This is a genomic window from Bacteroidota bacterium (assembly GCA_016706255.1).
Taxonomy (GTDB): domain Bacteria; phylum Bacteroidota; class Bacteroidia; order Chitinophagales; family BACL12; genus UBA7236.
In genome coordinates this window covers 645,633-669,073 of sequence record JADJJZ010000029.1, presented here as the reverse complement: position 1 = coordinate 669,073, position 23,441 = coordinate 645,633, and the positions used below count along the sequence as shown (strand labels likewise).

Here is a 23,441-nt window from a genome sequence, read left to right as displayed (position 1 = left end):
ACCTTAGCTGTTCATCCAAAAATGAAATGGCATGAAGGTAAAATTTTGCGGCGCAGCCGGCACGGTAACAGGAAGTTCTCATTTATTGATACTTGACGATAATACAAAAATATTATTGGATTGCGGTTTGTATCAGGGTGCTGAACCACAATATGAAAATTTTAATGAACGGTTTTTATTTAATCCTGCAGAAATAGATATTGTTATTTTATCGCATGCACATATCGACCATTGCGGTCGGTTGCCAAAATTAGTGAAAGATGGTTTCCGTGGAAGAATTTATGCAACACATGCCACCCGCGATTTAACTGCAATATTATTACTTGACAGTGCACATATTCAGGAAAGGGAAAGCAGTTTTACAAACAGGAGAAGAAAAGATGATAAGGAAGAGGAGCCATTATATACACCGCAAGATGTTGCAGTTACAATGGATTTATTTCGCACCGTTGGATATAACCACTGGTTTGGCATTCATCCGGATGTAGATTTAGTATTTAAAGATTCAGGACATATATTAGGTAGTGCGAGTGTAACCATGAAAATTCGCAGACAAGGACAAAAGGAATTTATGTTTGGATTTACAGCAGATATCGGAAGGCCAAACCGCCCGATATTACGCGATCCTGACCCGATGCCTGCATGTGATTTTTTAATTAGTGAAGCTACGTATGGTGATCGATTACACGAAGATGCGCCGGAAGAAAAAAACCATTTTCTGAATATTATTAAACGCACTTGTGTTGAACAAAAAGGTAAATTAATAATACCTGCTTTTAGTGTGGGGCGTACACAGGAAATAGTTTATATGCTCGATCAATTAGTAAAACAAAATGTATTACCAAATGTACCTGTTTATGTGGACTCACCACTTGCAGTTAATGCAACACGGGTATTTGAAATGCATCCTGAATGTTTTGACCAGGATATTCTGAATTATATGCAACATGATTCCAACCCATTTGGGTTTGATAATTTACGTTACACCCGTTCTGTTGATGAATCAAAAAGTATTAATGCGAAAAAAGGTTGTATTGTAATCAGCGCTTCGGGTATGATTAATGCAGGACGTGTCAAGCACCATGTATATAATGCAATTGAAAATCCTGCGAATACCATTTTAATTGTTGGTTATTGTGCTGATAATACACCGGGCGGGCAACTGCGTAACGGTGCTGAAACCATCCGCTTATTTGGTGAATACAAACAGGTAAATGCCAAAGTAGAAATTATGAGCTCATTTTCTGCACATGGCGATTACCGTGAAATGATTGATTATCTGCATACACAGGAAAAAAATAAATTGCGCCGATTGATGTTGGTGCATGGCGATAAAAATGCATTATCAGGTTTCCAATCACATTTACAGGAAGCCGGATATAACAATGTTGATATTCCTAAATTGGGTGATACCATAGATTTATAATTTAATATTGTGGCGATTCAATTACAGGCATCACAATTCCGATTTGCCCGGCCAACACAGCAGTTGGATAATATAGTAAACTTTTATACCAAAGGTTTAGGTTTACAGGTAATTGGTTCATTTAAAAATCATGCTGGTTATGATGGTGTTATGCTAGGACTGCCTGATGCAGATTATCACTTGGAGTTTACGCAAGATGTGCACGGTACAGCAGGAACTGCTTCTAACCCTGAACATTTAATGGTTTTTTATTTTTCAGATGAAATTAATCGCATAGCAATTTATAACCAACTTATCGAATTGGGACATGTACCAGTTAAACCGGCAAATCCGTATTGGGAAAATAATAGTTTCACCTTTTGTGACCCGGATGGATGGCATATTGTTTTGCATAAAGGAAGTTATAAATGATAAAAGCCGAAGCGTAAAAACGTTGCGGCTTTTATCATGTGTTTAACTTATTGTAAAAAATACAATAAGTAATTTATTTTAATTAACCTTTGTCTCAAAATCCACCTCTACGTCTGTATCACCTGTTGTTATATTTCCATCTTTTATACCCGGTTGATGTTTTAAAATAACAGTAAAAGCGCCTGCTCCGCCAACACCTGTAGTAACAATGTTATGAATGCCAATTGGATTACCATTAGCATCTGTGTCATCATATTCAATAATTAAATCCAGTCCGCCATCAACGGTGTAAAAAAACTGATGATCAACCCCTTCATCCTGCACTTCAACGGTAATATCTTCCGAAGGTGAAACACTTTCATTTAATAAGGTTGTTGTTAGATGATAGGTTGTTGCAGCGTCCAGTTGAATGGTATCAAACTGTGTTGGTGCATTACCTCCGGGACCATCTGCATCTCGAAAAATAAAAGTATCGATTGCACCTGATGTCAGATTTTCAAATGCTAAGCTTACTGTGGTAATTAATTCTTCTTCATTTGGTGGCAACGGAGTTTCTTCATCTTTGCATGCATTAAAAATAAACAGCATTGAAAAAAGTATAATAATTGTTGTAATGTTAATTTTTGAATTTTTCATAAACATAAATTTAAATCGTGAAAGGAATTTTAATTCTTAAGGTAATATTCCGTCCCATGTCATCAGCAAAATAACGGAAGCGGTTAAGGTAATCGCGATATGCAACATTAAATAAATTATCTGCTTCAATACTCCAGGTTAATTTTGTGGAATTAAATAGCAAATCGCTGCCAATACTGATATTTGTTAATGTGTAAGCATCTGGTGCATCAACATAATCTTCATCTGCGTAGGTACGCGTTTGTTTAAATACATGCTCAACCGCTACATCAGCATACATGTTTTGCCATTTACCATTGTCGCCAAATTGATAAGCAACTTTTCCTGAAACTTTATCTGCAGGCATCATCACCACCCATTTATCATTTATTAAATCGCGGGCACGTAGTAATGATAGTTTGCCTGTCAATAATAACGGGATATTTAATTGATAATGAACACTGGCATCTAAACCATAAATAGCGGCATCGGTTTGCTGATAATAAAAAACAGGAAATGCACCACGAATGGTAAGTTCAGGTGGGAGGGAAGGTTGCAAATAAATGAAATTGCGCATGTAATTATAATAGATACCGGCTTCTAAAAATAATTTATCTGTTTGTCGTTCAACGCCTAATATTGTTTGTAGTGAACGTTCAGTTTTTAAATTTGGGTCGCCGTATTCTAATGCAGCTGCGCCATGGTGCAAACCATCACTGTATAATTCACTAACTGCAGGTGCCCGCCATGCGGAACTGAAATTGAAATTAACAGAAGTAGGTTTTTTATCGAACCAGGTTGTGCCTAAATTCCAGCTTACATTTTGATATTGATGTTCAGGCGTAACAAAATTACCATCATCATACATAAATATTTTCATCCACTTATAATCATAACGTAAACCGGCTTCGAAAATCCAATTTGCGTACTGATATTTTTCCATGCCATAAACACCACCGGCGTAATTTTTAAAATTTGGAATAAAAGTACTATATTGAGTTATATTTTGCTGATTCATTCCGCTAACTCCAAAAGTGCCTGTGAAATTATGCCATTTATGATGCTCCCAGTCGAGGTTGGATGTAATGGTGCCAATTTCAAAATATAAGGATGGTAAATTTAATGCTGCAATGCTGTCGTCTAATGAAACATGACTATCATATTCACTTCTGATATTATTTTGGTAAGCTGCAGTAAAAGTAAAATGACCAAGTTTATCGCTGTGATAAAACGTTTTTGATTTAATCAGGTGATGACTAATTAATTGATAAGGTCTTGCAATAGCGTAAGAAAAATCTCCCGTAATTAAAGGTGTCTCTGAAACAAATGCATTTTCGAGGTCGGTTAAATTACCAATATGTGATGCTGCAAAAATGCCTGTTTTGGTATGAAAATAACTGTAATATATTTCAGTGGTGAAATCTTGTTTCTTATATGACGCTGTAGCAGAATAATTACTTTCAGCATATGCAGTATTTACGAGATAATAATTCGGTGTTTTTACTGATCCTTCACGTTTTACAGTTCCCTGTAAACGCCAGCTTAAAGCAGGATGTTTTTTTAAATTACTTTGCAGCATAGCAGAAGCTGCACCACCTAAAGTATTCGATAACCCAACCAATTGAATACTTCCTGTAGCACCCACTGAATCAGGCATATCGGCAGCATCAACTAATATAACACCACCCATTGCGTCGCTGCCATATTTTACACCTGCTGCACCCTTAATTACCGTAAATTTATTTGCAATAAAGGGGTCAATTTCCGGCCCGTGTTCATTTCCCCATTGTTGACCTTCCTGACGCACACCATTATTTACAATTAAAACTCTGTTACTATGTAAACCATGAATTACCGGTTTAGAAATACTGTTTCCTGTTTGAATACTATTTACACCGGTAATTTCTTTTAATGCAGCGCCTAAAGTTTTTCCGGATAATGTTTCAAGTGCTTTACCATCAATATATTCAGTGGTGAGTGTACTTTTATAATTGTTTACCTGCTCTTTTATCGTAATTGTTTCCAGATTTTCATCTTTGTGATCCAATCTGTATTCATTAAACTGATTTTGAAAAAGATTTACGGTAAACGTATCCTGCGCACAACCAATATGAGAAATGATTAACGTGTAATTTCCCTGGCATAAGTTGTTGATTTCAAACTTACCATTTTCATCACTTTGTGTTGCGGTATGCGACTCAGCAATAAAAATGGTAGCAAAACCGAGCGGCTCTTCGTGTTGAATATCTGTTATTCGTCCCGCAAGTGTTAAACTGCAGGTAGATTGTTGTGCGGAAAGGTTAACGGCAAAACAAACTATTATAATTATAAATAAATTAAATTTCATCAGACCATAAGTAAAAGTGAATTATCCCATTTGTAAACAATGGAATAAATTAATCATGTAACAATCAATATCAAGCTGTTACAGGAGGCCCGCGAAGTAGTTGAACAGTATTCGAATTGCTGAGTACCGGCTCCTCATATTGAATACTGGCAGGAGCGTAGTAAGAAAAGGTATTTTCTTCAGGTTGAATTTGTTCAGAAGTGGTGTAAGTGAAATTATCGAGGTGGCAAAATGCACAGAATCGACTTTTTTCAATTTTTTCGTGGGGTAATTTTAACGAAGTTGCATTATCATCAGCATGTTCCAAGCAACTTACAGAATGATGTTGCACAAAACTATGCATCAAATCTTTGCTGCTCATGGTACCAACTACCAGCAGCAACATGATTACAGGCAATAATTTTGCTTTTCTGAAAAAACTTAACATGCAGATGTAAAATTACAAGATTTGTTAAATTCAGCGCAAAAATCGCCCCGTTTTCCTATAAATCCTTATTTCAACGCCCGTTCTTAACATCCTTTAACCTGTTTTAACCCCTCAAAATGGCATTACGGAGCCCAAATGCCTATCTTTGCGCCGTAAACCAAACCTTACAATGAAAAAAAATCTGATTTTATTATTTGTGACTGCCGCTGTGGTGATTGCAGCGTGTAAAAGCACTAAAACGTCTGACGATGAGGCATACAGCCCTTTCGACAGCACTTCGCTCGACAGTACGGTTCGTCCTGGGGATGACTTTTTTGCCTGGGTGAACAACAAATGGCTCGAGTCGAATCCGATTCCTGCCGACAAAGCCAGCTATGGTAGTTTTCACATTTTGGACGACAATAGTTTGAAAACATTGCGTGTTTCAATGGAAAAAGCAGCCACTGCAAACGCAGCAAAAGGAACTAACACTCAAAAAGTTGGTGATTTTTGGTTCAGCGGTATGGATACTGTTGCAATTGAAAAAGCTGGTATCGAGCCGGTTAAACCTTGGTTAGATAAAATTAATGCAATTAGCACAACCGACGATTTGGTTAAAACGATTGCACAAATGCATCGTACTTACACATTTGCGATGTTTACCAACTGGGTTGGACAGGATGATAAAAATTCTGCTGATGTAATTATGAATATGTGGCAGGGTGGTTTAGGCTTACCTGAACGTGAATATTACATTTCACAAGACAATCAAAGCAAACAGGTAAGAGCAGATTATCTTACTCACGTGAAAAATGTATTCATGTTAATTGGTGCTGATGAAGCAAAAGCTACTGCAAATGCAAATGCCATTATGACAATTGAAACAGCATTGGCAAAAGCAAGTATGGATCAGGTTACTATGCGCGATCCAAATGCAATCTATCATAAAATGAGTGTTGCCGATTTAGCTAAAATGACACCAAACATTAATTGGAATTTATATTACACTGAATTAAAAACGCCTGAATTTAAAACAGGTGTTAACGTTGCACAACCTGATTTTTATAAAGCCCTTAACGGTATGATAAAATCAGTGAAAATGGACGACTGGAAAACTTATTTAACTTATCACTGGGTTGATGGTGTTTCACCTTATTTAAGCAGTGCATTTGTAAACGAAAATTTTGACTTCCACAGTAAAAAATTAAACGGTATTGAACAAATTAAACCAAGATGGAAACGTGTAGTTGAAACCGGTGATTTTTGTTTAGGCGAAGCTTTAGGTGAAGAATATGTAAAAACTGCTTTTAGTCCTGAAAGTAAAGAAAGAATGTTAGCTATGGTTGATAATATTAAAGCAGCCTTCGGTGAACGTATAAAAACTTTGGAATGGATGACTGACAGTACTAAAGAACAAGCTTTAAATAAATTAGCATCTTTTACAGTTAAAATTGGTTATCCTGATAAATGGAGAGACTATAGTAATTTAACTATTGACCGCGAAGCTTATGTATTAAATGTAATTCGTGCTGCAGAATTTGAAGCAAACCGCAATTTTGCTAAAATTGGTCAGCCGGTTGATAAAACCGAATGGGGTATGACTCCACAAACAGTAAATGCATATTACAATCCTTCTAACAATGAGATTGTATTCCCTGCAGCAATTTTACAACCGCCATTTTTTGATCCTAAAGCAGATGATGCTGTAAATTATGGTGGAATCGGTGCTGTAATTGGACACGAAATCACACATGGTTTCGACGATCAGGGACGCATGTATGATGCGAAAGGAAACTTAAGCATGTGGTGGAAAGAAGATGACAATACTAAATTTGTTGACCGCGCTAACCGTGTTGTTGAACAATTTAACAATTATTGTCCTTTTGATAGTTTATGTGTAAACGGTAAACTTACTTTAGGTGAAAATATTGCCGATTTCGGTGGAATTACTATTGCTTATCAGGCATATACCATGACTGAAGAATACAAAGCAGGAAAATCAATTGCAGGATTTACACCGCAACAACGTTTCTTTATTGGATTCGGTCGTATCTGGGCAGGTTCATACCGCGATAATGCAATGCGCACTCAGTTATTAACCAACCCGCATTCACCCGGTAAATACCGCGTAAACGGAACAGTTATTAATATCCCACAGTGGTACGAAGCATTTGGTATCAAAGAAGGTGATAAAATGTATATACCGGAAGCTGATAGAGCTAAAATCTGGTAATATTTGTATTTAAGATATTTAAAAAGAGCTCCAATTCGGGGCTCTTTTTTTTGGGTTACAGTTTGCTTCAATAAATGAAATGGGTATTTCGCATACCAAATCCCATACTTCACTAAGTGAGTGTTGGGTGCGGCATTTTATTTAGGTTTGAATTATGAATCACTTCACACCAAAAATACATTTCACTATTGCAATTGTGGTAACTATTGTAATAAGCACCTTTACTGCAAAAGTGTCGGCACAAGATCCGGTAGTGCAATGGGATCAAACTATTGGAACAACAAGTAACGATAACTTGGTACAAGTAAACTTGACAAGTGATGGTGGATTTATTCTTGGAGGTTACACTTCCGGTGGTATTTCAGGCGATAAAACGGAAGCCAACATGGGTGGAACAGATATGTGGGTAGTTAAACTCGATGCACTGGGCAATATTCAATGGCAAAATTCAATAGGTACATCCGCTTATGATAATTTAGTGGATATTGTTCAAACTGTTGACGGTGGTTTTTTATTGGGATGTACATCAAGTGCAGGGATTTCCGGAGATAAAACAGAAGCCGCTATCGGTCTAAGTGATTTTTGGATAATTAAACTAAATGCATCAGGAGTAATTATGTGGCAAAATACTATTGGTGGAACAGGTAATGATAATCTAACAGATATTGAACCGGTGCCTTCCGGTGGATTTTTATTATCCGGATATTCATCTTCCGGAATTTCAGGTGATAAAACAGATGCAAATATCGGATTGTATGATTATTGGATTGTTAAAATAAATCCATTCGGAACAATTCAATGGCAACACACAATTGGTGGAGATAATAATGATAAATTATTACAAACAGTAAAATCAAATTCAGGTAATTATGTTTTGGCAGGACAATCTGTGTCCGGAATTTCAGGAAATAAAACAGAAGCACAAATTGGAACTGAAGATTATTGGCTGGTAGAAATAGATATTGATGGCAATATAATCTGGCAAAATACTATTGGTGGCCCCGGGTATGATGTTTTTGAATCTATTTGTGTTATAGAAAACGGTGGATATTTAATAGGAGGTACATCTTCATCAAATATTGGCGGCGATAAAACTGCTTTGAGTTTTAATAATATTCGGTATTCCGAAGTTTATGACGGATATGAAGTGGAAGAAACAAATGATATGTGGGTTATTAAATTGGATTCAGTAGGGAATGTAATTTGGGATAAAACATATGGCTCATATAAAGAGGAACAGCTTGGAAATATTGTGCAGGCAAATGACAATAGATTTTGGATAATTGGAGAAGCAGGAAGCGGTTCTTACACTTCCGGATTTGCCTACTCCACCTATGCAATTGATTCTAATGGATTAATTATTTGGTCTGATTTATTAAACGGTGATGTTGTGTACGATATGTATGGCGATCCATACCCGTTAAATGGCTTTAGCAATATCAGTAATGGTGTTAATACTTTGGATGGAGGTTTTTTAATTGGAGGATATTCAGATGCAGGAATTGGAGAAGATAAATCAGAAGATGCAATTGGTGGTGAAGATGATGATGATTATTGGGTAGTAAAATTAGCTCCTGATACCTGCACTGAAACACTTTATTATATGGACTATGATTCAGATGGCAATGGTGGTGATATATTTGTTTCTGGATGTGAATTAACAGGTAATGATTTTGTAACAAATACAGGCGATTGTGATGATTTAAATTCCAATGTTTATCTCGCTGCCACTGAAATTTGCGATGGGATAGATAATAACTGTGACGGGTCAATTGATGAAGGATTGGTAGATTGTAATAGTGGTCCTTCAATTTTTAATTCCAACACTATTGGAACAACTGCAATCGATGAAGTAAACATGGGAACTGCACTTGCAGATGGAAATATGTTGTTAGCAGGTAGTGTTGATTTTAATGAAGATTTGGTTGGATATTACGGAGTGCCGGATGCTACGGTGACAAAATTATCAGCAACCGGTGAAGTAATCTGGACAAAAATTTTTGGAGGAACTTCGAATGATTTTGGTGTAAACTCAATACAAGGTGTTGATGGCGGTTATATCCATTTGATTAATTCATATTCTAATATATCCGGAAATAAAACTGCACCATCTTTTGGTAGTCAGGATTTATGGGTAGTTAAAACAAATGATATTGGTGATATTGAGTGGCAAAAAGAGTATGGAGGATCCCTCGCTGATGTTGGGGTTCAAATTGTAGCGACTGATGATAGCTGTTATATTATCGGTGCCCATTCTAATTCCGGTATTACAGGAAATAAAACTGAAAATACATTTGGCTACTACGATTTTTGGATTATTAAAATTGATGCTGATGGAAATATTATATGGCAAAATACTGTCGGAGGTGGCGCAAATGATTACTTGCACAGTTTAGCAACAACTTACGATGGTGGAGTTGTTTTGGGTGGGTATTCTAATTCGGAGATTTCCGGAGAAAAAACAGCATTGCATTATGGTCTTGGGGATTATTGGATGGTAAAATTAGATTCAGTTGGAGAAATAGATTGGCAAAAGACACGTGGTGGGACAGGTGCAGATGTAATGACGAACATTGTTCAAACAACGGATAGTGGATTTGTTGCCTTAGGGTATTCCACTTCAACACCATCGATTCAAAAATCAGAAACCTCTTACCTCCAGGATTTATGGGTGGTTAAAATGAATGAGTTGGGAGCTATAGTTTGGGAGAATACAATTCAAGCCTCCGCCGATGAACTAAGTACCGGATTGGCAATAAATGCCGTAGGCGAAATAATAATTGGCGCTTTGTCTAATGCAGACATTGGTTATGATAAAAATGAACCTACTCAAAACCAATCGAATGTAGAAATGTTGTATGATGATTTCGCACAAGGTTCCGGTAATGATTTTTGGGTGCTAAACCTTTCACCGGATGGTAACATCAATTGGCAAAATACAATTGGTGGTAATATGGATGATAACCTGACAGATGTTGTTTTATTAGCAGATGGTAAAGTAGCTTTAGTTGGAACATCATCTTCATTTATAAGTGCCGATAAACAACAAAACCAAATTGGGGCACTAGGAGAGGTAATTATTTCATTCCCTGATTACTGGTTTTTTGAACCGGTTGAATATGCTGACATCGATATGTGGGTGGTTTTATTAAATGCCGAAGATTGTGCTGTTTTAACCGAAGTTTGTAATGATCTGGATGATAACTGTAACGGCTTAACTGATGATGGTGTTATAGAAACCATTACCATAAACACAGTTGACCCAACTACCTTTTGTCAAGGCGGAAGCGCTTCTGTAACAGCAACGCATACCGGTACTTCTTTACAATGGAAAAAAAATGGAGCAACTATTCCCGGGGCAACAGGTGAAACTTATACAGTGACAACAAAGGGCAATTATTCATGTGTTACCGGCAGCGATTGTGGAACTAGCGAATCTACGCCAATTTTTATTAATGTTACCAAAAATCCGAATGCCAACATCACAGCCGCCGGTGCAACTACTTTTTGTGTTGGTGGAAGTGTTGTATTAAATGCCAATGCCGGCGCAGGATTAAGTTATCAATGGTTTAAAAATGCAGTCGAAATACCTGGCGCAACAAGTATTTCCTATACTGCCACTATTGCCGGAATTTATAAATGCAAAGTCATTAAGACCGCGTCAGGTTGTTTCAAAATGTCGAATGGAATTACTGTAACGGTACCTTGTAAAGAAGGCTTGCCTGCCAGCGAGGCAGGGGAGATGGTGAATGGAAGTTTAAGTGTATACCCTAATCCGGCAACAGATATAGTTAACATAAGGTTTGATGGAGTTTTGAGTACAAATGTAAGTTTGCAAATTACGAATGCAATAGGGCAAATCGTTTACAACAGTTCTATAAATATGTTCCTCAAAGGCGAAAATATACAGGTTGATGTAAGCACATTTCCTGCAGGTATATATAAAATTAGATTTATTGGAGATGGTGAGGCGCTTGAACACCAATTTGTTGTTCAATAACAAAAGTCGTATTAACTGTTTGGTGTCATTGTGCGTTTATAGGCAACAAATCGCATAATTAAAAGGGTATGAGTTAGTTATATACCACAAAAGTACATGGAATCGTTATTGGTATGTATTTTTAAACTCAAAATCACACCAATGACTTATCAGCCAAATTTTATTAAATCTACATTAACAGTTGTTGTAGCAATTATTGCGACAACACTTTTTTCCCAACCCTTATCTACGCCAATCAAGGATGTATCCTATACCTTTCTCAGTTATGAAGGCACTAATGCAAGTGCAGTTGTCTGGGTACCGGAAAAATCGATGTATGTAACCACAATTGCCGGTAATACAGATTATCCTATTGAAGGATTTACAAGCACAGGAACGAACCTGTTTGCCACAACTTTAGGATTCGACGGGAGAGGATTGTGGTATAATCCGGCAACAAAAAACCTGGAAGGTAACGGCGCAGGTGAAGCAGGTTGGTATAGTATTCCGTTGGTTGGGCAAACAGCTGGCAAACCCGAATCAATTATGACAGGCCAATATCAACCCGATTTCCAATCCGTAGGTGCTTATGATTATTCTAAAAAGCAGGTAGTTTTTTTAAGTGCAGATATGAATAGCATCATCACCTATTCTCATAAAAAACCGTCTAAAACCAAAACCATTGCACTTAAATGGGATGGAATACCCACAGGTAATATCAATCCATTTGCTTTTGGCTTTACAGGTGTAAGCGGGTATGAATATGTTTGTTACGACTGGGTGAATACCAACCTCATTTTTTTCGACAGAAAGGGCAACCAAAAAGCTAAAGTTGCAATTCCTTCTGACGCACCCATAAATGAGATGTTCTGTTTTTCTTTCACCAATGGCCGCGCATTTTTTTACGATATTGACAATAGAACCTGGACAGGGTATAAGGTGTTTTAAACCATACCTTAACCATAACTCATAACTAAAACCCTTCGTATCGGTCCGCCGAAAACGAAGGGTTTTTTGTTTTGGAGATGTAATTATACGATTAAAGGGCAACCGTAAATCTTAATATCAAGATGGAGTAGGGTGGTGCTTTAATCGGAAAACCCCTGAAGTAAAATGGAAATTATACCAGGTTAACTTACAAAAACGGCTAACACAAGGTGAATATTAAAGGGAAGTAATACCCATTTCTATACAATGGTTATGCTCGGCTTAATTTAATTAAATTGAAAAATTACTTATCTTAAAATATAGATTATATAATCTATGTAATTAATTGAAAATCAGTTATTTATATACATTAATATTGATTTAAAAATTTAACCCAAAATCAGCATGTCAAATTAACTGACATGCTGTTTTTAATAAAAAAGGTATGTTCCACGGGGCTGACAAGTTGACAAAAGCGCGCTTATACGCTGGTTTTAAAAAACTAAAAATGGAGCGGTCAAACGACCCGCTCCATCTTTCATAATTGGTTGGCTGACAAGTTTTTTAGTTAGCCGAATAGGAAGAAGCACCCAGCTTTGCCTGCGCTGCTGCCAGTCTGGCCACCGGCACTCTCGGGCCTGAGCAGGATACATAATTCAATCCTAAATAATTACAGAAGGCGATAGAATCGGGCTGACCGCCATGTTCACCACAGATACCTATTTTCAATCCGGGATGTGATTTCCGGCCAGAGGTAACTGCAAATTCCATCAATTTACCCACTCCTGCTATATCTAATACCTCGAAAGGATTGTCTTTTAAAATGCCATTTTGGGTATAAAATGGGAGAAACTTGTTCTCCGCATCTTCCCTTGAAAATGAAAAAGTTGCCTGTGTAAGGTCATTTGTTCCAAACGAAAAGAACTCAACTTCCTTAGCAATATTACCTGCTTCCATACAGGCTCGAACAACTTCAATCATAGTTCCAAACTTGAATGATAAATTTATATTGTATTCATTATCAATACTTTGTTTAATGTTATCTACAAACACTTTTACATGTTGCAACTCCTTCTCATTACAAACCTGAGGCACCATAATTTCTGGTCGTACATCAATACCAACCTTTTGACATTCGCCGGCGGCTTCCAAAATTGCTCTGATTTGCATCTTGTAAATTTCAGGATAGGTTAATCCTAACCGAACGCCCCTATGTCCGAGCATTGGGTTCACTTCATATAACTCATGCACTTTTTTGAGCATCTGCTCTTTTTTGGCAATCGCCTGATCTATCAATTCCAGTCCCTTATCGGTGAATGGATAGGCTGATGCTTTTGCAAGATCAGGGTCGGCGTTCAATAAGCGCAGACTGTTAAATAAGTTGCTCACTCCACCGGCGGTTTCTTTCAAGTGATGGAGATTAACAATCTCTTCTTTCAGCACTTCCTCAGTAGGCAAAAATTCGTGAATTGGCGGGTCAAGCAGTCGAATTGTCACCGGGCGGGGAGCCATAGTGATTAAGATTTCCTTAAAATCCTGTTTTTGAATGGCCAGGAGGCGATCAAGGGCCTTTTCGCGCTCTTCTGTATTCTCGGCCAAAATCATTTCTACAACAATCGGCAAACGGTCAACGCCGTTAAACATGCGCTCAGTCCGGCAAAGACCGATTCCCATTGCACCGTATGACAATGCTTTTTTAGCAGCATCCGGCGTATCGGCATTCGCAAATACTTTCATTCCGGCAGCCTCATCAGCCCAACTTAACAGCAATTTTAACTCATCGCTGAAGGTTGGTTCCACCGTTGGGATAATGCCTTGATATACGAATCCGGTTCCTCCATCAATTGTAATGTAATCACCTTCGTGTAATACCTTCTCACCAATAACCGCCTGACGCAATTTTACATCTACCTGTATTCCTTCAGCGCCGGCAACACATGGTTTGCCCATTCCTCTAGCAACAACTGCCGCATGGGAGGTTTTTCCGCCGCGACTGGTAAGAATGCCCTGTGCAGCAAAAAATCCGTGAATATCTTCCGGTTTGGTTTCTTCCCGAACCAAAATCACTTTTTCACCGGCATGACCTAACAATTCAGCCCTGTCGGCATCAAAAACAACATGTCCTGAGGCTGCTCCCGGACTTGCAGGTAAACCCTGAGCAAGTGGGGCTTGTTTGTGCAGACTGTCTAACCGTGGGTGCAGCAGTTGTTCAAGCATTTCCGGTTTAATACGTAACAAAGCAGTTTCTCTATTTATTAGTCCTTCTTTTGCCATTTCCACTGAGGTACGAACCATTGCAGTGGTATTCATTTTACCATTGCGGGTTTGCAGACAATAGAGAATTCCTTTTTCTATGGTGTATTCGAAATCCTGAACTTCATGGTAGTGGTTTTCTAATTTTTGCCGCAATTCTTCAAGTTGTTTATACTGAACTGGCATTTCCTTTTCAAGCAGAGCGACAGCTTTAGGTGTTCTAATACCTGCAACAACATCTTCTCCTTGTGCGTTAATCAGATACTCGCCGTACATTTTGTTTTCACCGGTTCCGGGATCTCGGGTAAAACCAACGCCGGTAGCGCTGTCGTTACCCATATTCCCAAATACCATGGTTACAATATTAACTGCAGTTCCATTGGCCATTTGAGGCGTAATTTTAAATTCTCTTCTATAATCAATAGCCCGTTTACCCATCCAGGAATGGAATACAGCCTTAATGGCAATTTCCAGTTGTTCATATACATCAGAAGGGAACGGTTTGCCGGTATGTTCCTTTACAACACTGAGAAAGCGGTTACAAATCTCTTTAAGGTCGTCGGTTTGTAAGCCAATATCTGCTTTAACGCCGGCTCTGTGTTTAATTTCTTCAAAATGCAGGTCAAACTTTTCATCCGGCACACCAAGGGCAACTTTACCAAAAAGTTGAATAAATCGCCTGTAGGCATCATAACCAAAACGCTCGTTGTTGGTTTGTGCGATTAATCCTTGCAGGGTCGCATGGTTTAAGCCAAGATTTAAAATCGTATCCATCATTCCGGGCATCGACATTGCAGAACCCGAGCGGACAGAAACAAGTAATGGAAGTGTGGCATCACCAAAACCTTTACCGGTTTTTTGTTCAACTTCAGCCATTTGCTGTTTTACTTCTTCCATAATTCCCGCAGGCAAACCGGTATCAGGGTTTTCGAGGTATTGCAGGCAAGCGGCAGTGCTAATTACAAAGCCGGGTGGTACATTCAAACCAATTTGTGTCATCTCGCATAAATTGGCCCCTTTTCCTCCTAATAACTGTTTGTTTTTACCATCTCCTTCATAAAAAGAGAAAACATATTTTTCGGACTGCAAAACCGGTTTAACACCGTTTACAGTAATAGGCATATCAGTGTTCATACAATAGTATTTAGTTGGTTTCGAAGGTAATCGGATATGGGTTGGGAAGAAATGACAACGGTTATAGTATAATGAAACCCATGTCACCGTTTTAGCGAAAAACCCATTTCACAAAAAGGTTTATCAGTAAGTGCTAAAGTTTTTTAAATATCGGCATCGGTTTTTAAAACTTATGTAAAGCAATTCGCGCTCTGAACTGCCAAACCTACTTTTGCCTAAAATCCGCTATTTATGTATTTTAAAAGACAACTCAAAACAACACTAACGCTGGTATTTTTATCGGCAGCCGTGCTTCAAACTCAGGCGCAGACGACCTCTGACGCTGTGATGATGAAACCCGGTGAAATTTGCTTCGACGTGCACTATACCAATTCTGCATGGAGCGAATATTGGGAAGGGGATTCCCTTCGTGAAAATGGTAATATTGGAACACTCACTACACAATCGGTTACCGCAGGTTTTATGCTTGGCATAATAGACAGAGTTAACTTTTAGCTATGTTACCTTATATGACTACTAATCCTTCTGGTGGTGTAGTTGCCGGTGATAAGGGATTTCAGGATGCCGGTTTTTTTGTTAAAGGTTTAATCTTAGAACACAAAGTTGGTCCTGGCAATATTAAATTATTGGCCAGCGCAGGTATAGCACTTCCGGCTTCAGATTATGTTCCGGAAAATCCATTTGCTATCGGTTTAGGCTGTCCTGATGGAATTTTCAGGGGTATTGTTCATTACGATGCCGACAATGGTATTTATGGTCGTGTAGACGGTGCTTACCATTTACGTGGAAATGCATTTCTCGATCGCAGTTATTACTATACTACACAAGGTTATTATTCAGATGAGATAGATATGCCGGATGCAATGGATTATAATGTAACATTAGGTTATATCTTCCCAAGTAAAAATTTCAAATTTGAAGGTGTATTAAGCTCTTTAACCACTTTCGGAGGTTTTGATATTCGCCGTCAGGATGGTGGATTTCCATCAAACGATATGGAAGCCATGCGTGTTGGGTTAAACCTTGATTATTATAATTTATTTATTGAAGGTTTAGCGTTACACTTTAACTCAAATTATACACTTACAGGCCGCAACGTTGGTAAATCAATGATGTTGGGCGGTGGTATTTCCTACCAGTTTGGTTTATGGAAAACAAAAGAAAATGTTACTAACCCAACCCCACAAGCAAACTAAAATGAAAAAATTATCTTATAAAATAATATTTAGTGTTGCAGCAGCTACAGGGTTGTTGCTCACACAATCGTGCGAAACAGATGTTCCGCGTTATAATGGTTTCGAATCTTATGAATACGCTTCATTAGATGAAGATGGTGGAACATGGGATCCGATTTTATTAGTTTCAGGTGCTGATACAGCAATTGCTGCACCTGCTGATGTTACTTCCGCTGAATATCTTGCTGAATTAGATGAAGTAAAATCATATAACGGTTCATTATCTGCCGACGAACAGGAAGCTGTTGATTATTGGGGTAATAATACTGTAATCCGCTGGCAGGAAATTGCTCAGGAATTAGTGGCAAAATATAACCTTGCGCCATCGCCAAATGCTGATGACACATACAGTGCACCAAGTTCTGCTAATCCAAGTGTTTATCCATATTTCCCATTCGCACATCCACCTTATGCGGTTCGTGCCTATGCGTATTTGGCAGCAGCACAATACGATGCCATGATTACAACATGGAATTATAAATACACTTATAACCGTCAGGCTCCTTATAAAGTTGACGCAGGTATTTCACCTGAATATCCAGATAATAATTTACCTTCTTATCCGTCTGAAGATGCTGCTATTGCTGAAGTTTCATCAGAAATGCTGAAGTTTTTATTTCCTTTGGAAGTGGATTATATCAACGAATTAGCTGCTGAATGTCGTGAATCACGCAAGTGGGCAGGAATGAATGTTGAAAGTGATTTACTTGCAGGAGATGATATTGGCGGATATGTTTTCCGTCAATATAAAGCACGTGCTGCCAACGATAGTATGAAATTTGCCCAGGTAGATGCTGCAACTTATGCTGGTTACGAATCTGCAGCTGATGCAATGTGGGGAAGTCAATGGCCGCATTGGGAAAATTTAGAAGTACCGCAACGTAAAGTGGGTATTACACCTGCTTATGGAAAAGTAAAAACTTGGTGGATAGGCAACCCTGAATCTGTTCGCCCGGGTCCGCCTCCTGCAGTTGGTTCAGCGGAATATGAAACTGCTAAAAAAGAAATGGAAGATTTTACTAATGAATGCAGTCGTGAACAACAGGAAATGGCGTATTTCTGGTCAGATGGTTTTGGCACTTATACACCTGCCGGACATTGGGACCGCATTGCTGCTGACTATATTATCCAATACCGTCAAAATCCATTGCGTACAGCAAGAACATTTGCCTATTTAAATACGGCAATGATGGATGCGGGTATCAGTTGCTGGGATACAAAATATTTTTACATGTATCCTCGTCCTCCACAAGGTAATACTGATATTTTAACCTTATTCGGGTTGCCAAATTTCCCTTCTTATACATCGGGGCATGCAACATTTTCTTCAACTGCGGGAACAGTTTTAGGATATATTTTCCCTTCAGAAGCTTCATTGTTCAGTTCTTATGCTCAGGATGCGGCTGATTCGAGAGTTTATTCCCGTATTCACTGGCGTTTTGACAGTGATGCAGGTTTAACTACAGGGCGCACAATTGGTGAAATTGCCATTGAAGTAGCCTCCGCTGATGGTGCTGATTGATTTTTTAGATAAATAAACAAAAGCCCGGAATTGTAAAATCCGGGCTTTTTTTATGGAAATTATTTGAAGATTTACATTCTTTCCGGGCTTTGAATGCCGAGTAATTGTAAGCCGGAATTTAAAATATGTGCAGTTAATTTTGCTATTGCAGCTCTCAATTGCTGCTGCTCCTCATTATCTGCTTTGAGAATGGAGTGGTCAGCATAAAATGAATTAAATGTTTTTGCAAGATTATAAATGTAGTTTGCAATTTCAGCAGGAGAATAATTATCTGCAGCAGTCTGAACAACTCCGGGATATTGATTTATTAATACAATCAGCGATTTTTCATCCGGTAATAATGATGTGGATTGTATTTCATTAAACGGAATACCCAAGGTAGCCATTTTTCTGAAAATAGATTGAATCCTGGCGTAACTATACTGAATAAATGGTCCGGTGTTGCCCTGTAAATCAATTGATTCTTTCGGATTAAATAAAATACGTTTTTTGGGATCAACTTTTAATATAAAATATTTTAATGCAGCAAGGCCAATCTGATCGGCGAGCTCATTTTTTTCTTCATCTGTAAATGTCACCGATTTTTCGGAAGCAGCTAAAAATGCTTTTGCTTCATCGGTCATTTCGGTAATTAAATCATCGGCGTCTACAACAGTACCTTTCGCGACTTTTCATTTTACCTTCCGGTAAGTCCACCATACCATAACTTAAATGATAAATTCCATCACCATATGGTCTGCCCAGTTTTTGTAAAACGAGTTTTAATACTTTAAAATGATAATCCTGTTCGTTAGCAACAACATATACGGAAGTATCCATTTTAAAATCGTTGTAGCGTGCTTCTGCTACACCCATGTCCTGTGTAATATATACACTGGTTCCATCTGCACGAAGTAATACTTTCTGGTCTAAACCATCATCCGTTAAATCGACCCAGATGCTACCATCTTCTTTAGAAAAAAATGCACCTGAAGCTAAACCTTCCTGCACCATTTTTTTACCATCTAAATAAAATTCACTTTCCTTATATTCTTTTTCAAAATCGATGCCTATTTTTTGATAAGTAATGGCAAATCCGGCATACACCCAATCGTTCATTTTATTCCATAATGCAATAACTGTATCATCCCCGGCTTCCCACTGGCGTAGCATTTCCTGTGCTTCAAGATAAATGGATGTGCGTTTTTCAGCTTCGTCTTTTGACATACCGGCTGACATCAAATCTGCAACTTCTGCAGCGTGAATTTTTGCAAATTCGATATAATATTTCCCTACAAAATGATCACCTTTTATACCCGTGGAGGTTGGTGTCGAATTGTTGCCATTGCGTAAATAAGCAACCATACTTTTACAAATGGCAATACCTCTGTCGTTAAGGATATTTACCTTATGAACAGTATGTCCCGCAGCAGCTAAAATATTGGCAGTAGCATAACCAAGTAATACATTTCTGATATGGCCAAGATGTAATGGTTTATTTGTGTTGGGGCCACAATATTCTAAGGCTACTTTTTTGCCTGTTTTTGGCAGTAAACCATAATTAACTGACCGCTGAATATTTTGTAATACACCAATCCAGTAAGTATCTGTAAAACTGATATTTAAAAAACCTTTTACAACATTAAAATCGGCGATATTTTTACTGCCATTTTTTAATGCAGCACCAATTTCCTGTGCGGTTATTTCAGGATTTTTTTTGCTTAATTTCACGAATGGAAAAATTACAACAGTAAGTTCTCCTGTAAATTCCTGCGGTGTTTTATCAATTTTTACAATTGATGATTCAACTTGTTGATTGTATAAATTATTTACAACGGCAACTACTTCACTTTTGAGTTGCGCAATTAATTCCATCATAGTCTTTTTTCTATTTCTCCTGTAAATTGCTCTAAAATTTCCAAAGCAATTTCGGCCATCATATTCTTTTTATTATCGAGGGTTGGATTTACTTCTGTAATTTCCATACAGCAAACCTTTGGTTCTTTTGCTAAACCGCTTACTAATTGGAAAGCTTCACTTTCATATAATCCGCTTTTAACCGGTGTGCCTGTTCCTCTTGAAACGTTGGCATCCATACTGTCCACATCAAATGAAACATATATGCGGTCGCAGTGACTCAAACGTTTCATTGCGTCTTCAATTACAAACTGAATTCCGGTTTCACGCATTTTTTGAACAGAATAAATGCGGACATTATTTTTCTTCAAAATAAATTTTTCCGGTTTTTCCATATCACGTGTAGCAATATAAATCAGGTCTTTAAACGTGATTTTAGGTGATATACCACCAATTTTTTTCAATTTCTCCCAAGCTTCAATGGTTTTTTTCTCAGGCTGATTGATTTGACAAACCTTATTATCCAAAGCTGTTGAAGCTGCTAATGGCATACCGTGGAGGTTACCGGATGGGGTAGTGTAGGGAGAGTGTAGATCGGCATGGGCATCTATCCAGATAACGCCCAAGGTATCTTTAGGGAAAGCCATTTTTAATCCGGCAATGGTTCCACCGGCATTACTGTGGTCGCCGGAGATAATAACCGGGAACTCTTTCTTTTTCATACAATCCATTACCATTTCGGCAATTTTGTTGTACATCTCCACAATGAACTGAATTTTAACGGAATACGCAGTTTCTATATCGTCTAACACCTCGTCGTTGTTACTTTGCAGAATCACCGGAGGGTGTTCTTTAAAGTATCTGCTGCCTTTGGTCCATGCGGCTACACGAATGGCATCAAAGCCCAAACCTGCTCCGCGGGTGCCTGCACCCAGTTCGCTGTTAACTGATATTACTTTTACACGTTTCATATATGCAAAGTTATTATTTTTGCACTGCAAGAAAAATTTATGGTTGTACCAAATAAACGAACTACTGAAAATTGAAAAATACCTACCTTGACCTCATCCAGCAGACATTCTACTTTCCGCAGGATGGTTTCGAAGTGAAAAATAACTATTTATACTTCAACGGAATCCCTTTAAAACAATTAATTGAAGAGTACGAAACCCCTATGCGGATTACGTATTTGCCAAAAATATCGGAAAATATACAACGGGCTAAGAAGTACTTTAATGATGCGATTCGCAAGTTAAATTATCCCGGAACTTATAACTATTGTTACTGCACTAAGAGCTCACATTTTGCCCATGTGCTGGTGGAAGCACTGAAAAACGACATATATCTCGAAACCTCATCCGCCTTCGATATTGATATTATTGAGCGATTATACCTCAATAAAATGCTCAATAAGGACACATTAATTGTATGTAACGGGTTTAAAACGAAAATTTATACACAACGTATCAGCAAATTAGCCAACCTCGATTTCAATATTATGCCGGTTTTGGATAATATGGAAGAGTTGGATGCTTATGAAAATACCATCATTTACGATTGTGATTTGGGTATTCGTATTGCTTCGGAAGAACAACCGGAATTTCAGTTGTATACTTCTCGATTAGGTATTCGATATAAAGAGATAAAAGATTTTTATTTATCGAAAATAAAACCCAATCCGAAATTTAAATTAAAGATGCTGCACTTTTTCATCAACAGCGGCATCAAGGATAATATTTATTACTGGAATGAATTATCGAAATTATTGAAAGTTTACGTTGAATTAAAACGTGTTTGTCCTGAATTGGATTCGCTGAATATTGGTGGTGGATGGCCGTTCCGTAACTCATTGGGTTTTGAATACGATTATCCATATATGGCAGAAGAAATTCTGAATAAAATAAAACAAACCTGTGAAGAAGAAAATGTAAGTTGTCCGAATATATTCACAGAATTCGGCAGCTTTACCGTAGCTGAAAGCGGCGCATTTATTTTTTCGGTGCTTGCAGAAAAACATCAGAACGATAGTGAACGCTGGTATATGATTGATAATTCACTCATGACTACCATGCCTGATTCATGGGGAATAAATTCAAAATTTATTTTGCTGCCGATTAATAAATGGGGCAATGAAGTGCAACGTATCAATATCGGCGGTTTAACTTGCGATCAAATGGATTATTACAATTCCGAATCTCATACCAACGAATTATATTTACCATTAATCAATGGCGGTGAACCGCTTTATATCGGTTTCTTTCACACGGGAGCATATCAGGAAAGTATTTCGGGTTATGGCGGAACTAAACACTGTTTAATTCCATCTCCAAAACATATTTTGGTCCAGAAAGATGCTGCCGGCAATCTTACCTACGAAGTTTTTGCTGAAGAACAACAGGTTGATAGTATGATGTCTATTTTGGGTTATGATAAACTGGATGAGGATTAATTGCATCCAGGTTTAACACCTGAATAATTCGACTGGTTCTTGCATTCATTCAAATTTTCTTGGCGATTGGGACACTAAAATACTTTGTAAAAAACTCGGTGTTTACTAATCCCGGTTCGAGATATTCGTAAAATGCTGCGCTTGAATATTTATACGACGCGGCATCGTTTGCTAATTTCCATTTATCCTGTAAGGGATTGTTATGAATGTAATTTAGTTTTTGTAATAATATCTCTGAAGTGTAAATCGGATAATCATAAAAACCATCTTGCCAAATTTTAAAAAATTGCTCGCGACTGCGGTATTTTATTTTGCGGACATTGAAATGATCGCAATTTTGTAATTCTGTTCGAATTACAATGGATGATTGTTTTTTAATATCACGCATTAAATCGCTGAGTTTATTTTCTTTTTTAAAATAAGCGAGAAAGTGAAAATGATTTGGCATTAAAACGTAGGATAAAATATCTGTGTCATAAATTGCGGCATATCTGTTTATAGATGTAGCCAGGTGCTGATAACAATTTGGATAAGCAAGTAGTGGCAAGTGTTTGTGACATGAAGTAGTTACAAACGTGCATTTAAAGTCCAGCCGGGACCTGCGATAATGAATGGGCATGTGATAGTTTTAAGGATTAAACTTGGTGCTAATGTATTGTAATAATTTT

15 protein-coding genes and 1 pseudogene are annotated in these 23,441 nt (G+C 37.8%); 9 read left to right on the top strand and 7 right to left on the bottom strand.

The genetic code is table 11. From position 1 onward, the window contains the following. Positions 1-31 precede the first annotated feature (31 nt). Both IPI65_20850 and IPI65_20845 read left to right on the top strand, forming a co-directional pair. The gene (locus IPI65_20850) at positions 32-1,426 is read left to right on the top strand and encodes an MBL fold metallo-hydrolase (GenBank protein ID MBK7443880.1); all 1,395 of its coding nucleotides are present in this window, start codon (positions 32-34) and stop codon (positions 1,424-1,426) included. A gap of 15 nt (positions 1,427-1,441) precedes the next feature. Next, positions 1,442-1,837, top strand: coding sequence for a VOC family protein (locus IPI65_20845; protein ID MBK7443879.1), 396 nt, complete (start codon positions 1,442-1,444; stop codon positions 1,835-1,837). Between the two features lie 78 nt (positions 1,838-1,915). Here the strand turns inward: IPI65_20845 and IPI65_20840 are convergent, their stop codons facing one another. The 3 genes from IPI65_20840 to IPI65_20830 form a co-directional block, all read right to left on the bottom strand. Next, positions 1,916-2,473, bottom strand: coding sequence for a hypothetical protein (locus IPI65_20840; protein MBK7443878.1), 558 nt, complete (start codon positions 2,471-2,473; stop codon positions 1,916-1,918). Between the two features lie 10 nt (positions 2,474-2,483). Next, on the bottom strand, positions 2,484-4,799 hold the full coding sequence (locus tag IPI65_20835; GenBank protein ID MBK7443877.1) for a TonB-dependent receptor: 2,316 nt from the start codon (positions 4,797-4,799) through the stop codon (positions 2,484-2,486). Positions 4,800-4,869: 70 nt separating this feature from the next. After that, complete coding sequence (locus tag IPI65_20830; GenBank protein MBK7443876.1) at positions 4,870-5,226, bottom strand: hypothetical protein; 357 nt, start codon at positions 5,224-5,226, stop codon at positions 4,870-4,872. A gap of 169 nt (positions 5,227-5,395) precedes the next feature. Between IPI65_20830 and IPI65_20825 the strand changes: the two genes are divergently transcribed. The 3 genes from IPI65_20825 to IPI65_20815 all read left to right on the top strand — a co-directional run bounded on the left by IPI65_20825 (position 5,396) and on the right by IPI65_20815 (position 12,365). Further along, on the top strand, positions 5,396-7,438 hold the full coding sequence (locus IPI65_20825; protein ID MBK7443875.1) for a M13 family metallopeptidase: 2,043 nt from the start codon (positions 5,396-5,398) through the stop codon (positions 7,436-7,438). Positions 7,439-7,592: 154 nt separating this feature from the next. Next, on the top strand, positions 7,593-11,438 hold the full coding sequence (locus IPI65_20820; protein ID MBK7443874.1) for a T9SS type A sorting domain-containing protein: 3,846 nt from the start codon (positions 7,593-7,595) through the stop codon (positions 11,436-11,438). 96 nt (positions 11,439-11,534) lie between these two features. Then, positions 11,535-12,365 (top strand): hypothetical protein, encoded by an 831-nt coding sequence (locus IPI65_20815; protein MBK7443873.1) that lies wholly within the window; start codon positions 11,535-11,537, stop codon positions 12,363-12,365. 543 nt (positions 12,366-12,908) lie between these two features. Here IPI65_20815 and IPI65_20810 read toward each other — a convergent pair. Beyond that, the gene (locus IPI65_20810; GenBank protein MBK7443872.1) at positions 12,909-15,719 is read right to left on the bottom strand and encodes a pyruvate, phosphate dikinase; all 2,811 of its coding nucleotides are present in this window, start codon (positions 15,717-15,719) and stop codon (positions 12,909-12,911) included. Positions 15,720-15,962: 243 nt separating this feature from the next. Between IPI65_20810 and IPI65_20805 the strand changes: the two genes are divergently transcribed. The 3 genes from IPI65_20805 to IPI65_20795 are packed head-to-tail and all read left to right on the top strand — an operon-like array spanning position 15,963 to position 18,488. Next, a complete protein-coding gene (locus IPI65_20805; protein MBK7443871.1) occupies positions 15,963-16,226 on the top strand; it encodes a hypothetical protein in 264 nt (87 codons plus the stop codon). 2 nt (positions 16,227-16,228) lie between these two features. Beyond that, entirely contained in the window at positions 16,229-16,927 is a 699-nt protein-coding gene (locus IPI65_20800) for a hypothetical protein (GenBank protein ID MBK7443870.1), read from the top strand. A 1-nt stretch (position 16,928) separates the two neighbouring features. Beyond that, entirely contained in the window at positions 16,929-18,488 is a 1,560-nt protein-coding gene (locus IPI65_20795) for a phosphatase PAP2 family protein (GenBank protein MBK7443869.1), read from the top strand. A 71-nt stretch (positions 18,489-18,559) separates the two neighbouring features. Here the strand turns inward: IPI65_20795 and IPI65_20790 are convergent. Further along, positions 18,560-20,342, bottom strand: a pseudogene (locus tag IPI65_20790) (arginine--tRNA ligase). Beyond that, complete coding sequence (locus IPI65_20785; protein ID MBK7443868.1) at positions 20,342-21,295, bottom strand: arginase; 954 nt, start codon at positions 21,293-21,295, stop codon at positions 20,342-20,344. Before IPI65_20785 ends, IPI65_20790 begins: the two are co-directional and overlap by 1 nt. 71 nt (positions 21,296-21,366) lie before the next feature. Between IPI65_20785 and IPI65_20780 the strand changes: the two genes are divergently transcribed. Then, complete coding sequence (locus IPI65_20780) at positions 21,367-22,773, top strand: arginine decarboxylase (GenBank protein ID MBK7443867.1); 1,407 nt, start codon at positions 21,367-21,369, stop codon at positions 22,771-22,773. Positions 22,774-22,822: 49 nt separating this feature from the next. Here the strand turns inward: IPI65_20780 and IPI65_20775 are convergent, their stop codons facing one another. Beyond that, positions 22,823-23,320 carry a transposase gene (locus IPI65_20775; protein ID MBK7443866.1) on the bottom strand — a complete coding sequence of 166 codons (498 nt, stop codon included), beginning with the start codon at positions 23,318-23,320 and terminating at the stop codon, positions 22,823-22,825. Positions 23,321-23,441: the final 121 nt, after the last annotated feature.